Source organism: Sagittula sp. SSi028, assembly GCF_048553715.1.
Lineage (GTDB): Bacteria > Pseudomonadota > Alphaproteobacteria > Rhodobacterales > Rhodobacteraceae > Sagittula.
In genome coordinates, this window is sequence record NZ_JBLZNC010000035.1 from 1 (window position 1) to 2507 (window position 2507).

General features: G+C 56.0%; 2 protein-coding genes. Both read left to right on the forward strand.

Annotation, left to right across the window (positions count from 1 at the left end; genetic code table 11):
* The first annotated feature begins 82 nt into the window (after nucleotides 1-82).
* Entirely contained in the window at nucleotides 83-562 is a 480-nt protein-coding gene (locus ACN5AZ_RS18585) for an Lrp/AsnC family transcriptional regulator (RefSeq protein ID WP_419430386.1), read from the forward strand.
* A gap of 607 nt (nucleotides 563-1169) precedes the next feature.
* A complete protein-coding gene (locus tag ACN5AZ_RS18590) occupies nucleotides 1170-1988 on the forward strand; it encodes a hypothetical protein (protein ID WP_419430387.1) in 819 nt (272 codons plus the stop codon).
* Nucleotides 1989-2507 lie beyond the last annotated feature (519 nt).

Here is a 2507-nt window from a genome sequence, read left to right on the forward strand (position 1 = left end):
ACCTTTGCCAATCCTCCTTCTGTCACGGATCTTCAGGGAAGATTCTGCTCATGTTGAGCCACTTTGAGAAGGAAATCACCCCATGCCAGAGATTGACGCCGTCAATGCCCACCTTCTGACCCTGTTGCAGGAGGACGGTCGCATGACCAACGCCAAGTTGGCCGATTACCTCGGGATGAGCGAGACGCCCTGCTGGCGGCGGCTGAAACGGCTGGAAGAAAGCGGCATCATCGAAGGCTACCAGGCCAACCTGAACCGCCGCAAGCTGGGCCTCGGCGTGATGGCCTTTGTCCAACTACGCTGCTCCGAACATGACCAGCGTGCCACCGCCGAGTTCCAGCGTATCGTCGAGACGACGCCGAACATCCTCGCCTGCCACAACACCACCGGGGCGGATGATTTCCTGCTGATCGTCGTGGCGCGTGACCTCGACGACTACAGCGCCTTCGTCGACAGCACGCTGCGCCGCCTGCCCGGCGTGACCAGCATCCGGTCCAACCTGTCCCTGAAGGAGATGAAGGCGTCGAGCAAATTGCCGGTGACTCCAGCTGATGGAGGCTGAACCGAAGACTATCGAGGTTGCTACCAGACACCCGGAAACATGGCGTTCCCGGCCCAATCCGGACATTGATCCAACCACGCGTCGCCGAGCCTCAGTTTCCCCGAAGCGGTCATTGGAGCAGTTGCGCAACATTTTGGCACGTTCGATGTCGGCAATGCGGACCTTTCGGTCATTCGCGAGTTTCGAGGGGCGCAGGTCAGGTTGCAGCGCGTTGCCGAAGTTCGGTATCCTTTGGCGGATGTCAGGTCTGCGGATTGAGCTGGCGCTTGCTGCACACCTTCAGCCTTGCCTCCCTTGCAATAGGCAAAATCTACAGATCGGGCGCGGAGCGGCCCGTGATATTGTGGCTTCGCATACGTTTTACCTGCAATTGCCGCCGCTCGCAGGCTTCAGGGAGTGGGATCCAATTGGTAGGAGATCAACGTTCGCCTCAGCGGCCCGCTCCAGTTGCAAAGGATAGAATAGCCCCCTAGACAAAGCGAGCTTCACGGCTCTTATGGTCTGACGGCTTCACTCTGCCAATATGGATACCCAAATATCCTCGTAGCAGAGCCATCAAGATCGGAAAGCAACACCAAGCACCGCGTAGGCCAATTAGAGGGCTGATATGAACGATCTACCTGTTCCAAATGAATTTGACGACGCGCAGTATGTTTACCGCTTCCAATATCGATCTGACCTTCGGCACATGCGTCAAGTCGTTGGTGAGAACCTCGCTCCTTCGTTATGGGATCAGGAAAGAGGTTGCCCGCATAAACATTATGTCAAGCTCTCATCGAGCTTGCCCTCAGGGCAAGCAATCTACACTTTATCAGTTTGGCGAAGCGAAGCAGCTGCGTGGCGCGGCTGGCCCCGCTCAGAAAGAGCAGAAGATCGCGTACTTCTTCGCATACCGCGCAACGCGCTTAGTCGAACCCCGCTGAGCTGTATTGACGATGACCATCTGCTCAATGAGGCTTTCCTGCTCTACGAGGTAGGACCATTTAAGGACGGTCAGGTTTACGGAACAACCCGCCTCCCTTGGTCAGAAATTAGTCAAACTGACGCGTTATGGCAGCCGATGCAGGTAGACTATGAGGACCTACGCGGAGTTGGCAATCCATTTGCTTACAGCTATAGCGGGGGGGATGTTCCCTCCCAAGACCTAGATTACGATTTTGGGTTGCCTAGCGATGAGAGAATACTTCGCAAACACATCCTTCTCCTAAATGAGCTTCATCGTGAGTTGTCCAGTTTATCACGCTGGAACGTGCTCAAGGCTTACAAAGTCCACGCTGCGTTGCGGGCAACACAAACCCTATGGCAAGACCTCGATCATTCGGAGCCACGTACACGGGCCGCTCTTAGGCGAATATCTTCAATCATGCCGCGCCATCATCCTGCCTACCGGTATCTGGAAGAGACTGGACAGCTGTCGGACGAATAGCAACACCAAACGGAAGTGGTCTTTTGTGCCAGTCCCATCTTCGTTCGCATATCGGCCTATCGCATAAATTGAGGTGCCGTGGCCAGTAGCAGCTTCAGGCACTTTCCTTCCGCTGGAGCGCGCTCGGATGACCCTTGTGAGGCTTTCAGCTAAAGGGCCGACTGGCGGATATTGGTTGGTAGTTCTTGCCGTACCTGCGTTCACTGTGGAGGCGGCGAATGTCGTGGAAGGGCTCAAACCGGTCATGCGGCGGTGCAGCTCGCAATCTCGACCATCTATACCCGTCCCGGCGTCGCTCCCGCCCTTAGCCGCCGCTCATAGTTTGGCCAGTCGCTGCAGCGCGGCTACCTTAAACCGGACATCCATGCCCCGCGCAGCACCGAACGACAGACCCTCGCATTGAGTGGAGTGTTGATTGTCACTGAGAACTGACCCGGTATTTTCACCGAGATTTGACCCACCCTCAGTTATGCGTCGTGGCTTATGACGCGGTCAATGTTTTGGCCTCCTTTCGTGTTT

Excerpts from the sequence above, each read along its gene's own strand:
- ACN5AZ_RS18585 (WP_419430386.1), top strand. The coding sequence starts at position 83 with ATGCCAGAGATTGACGCCGTCAATGCCCACCTTCTGACCCTGTTGCAG.
- ACN5AZ_RS18590 (WP_419430387.1), top strand. The coding sequence starts at position 1,170 with ATGAACGATCTACCTGTTCCAAATGAATTTGACGACGCGCAGTATGTT.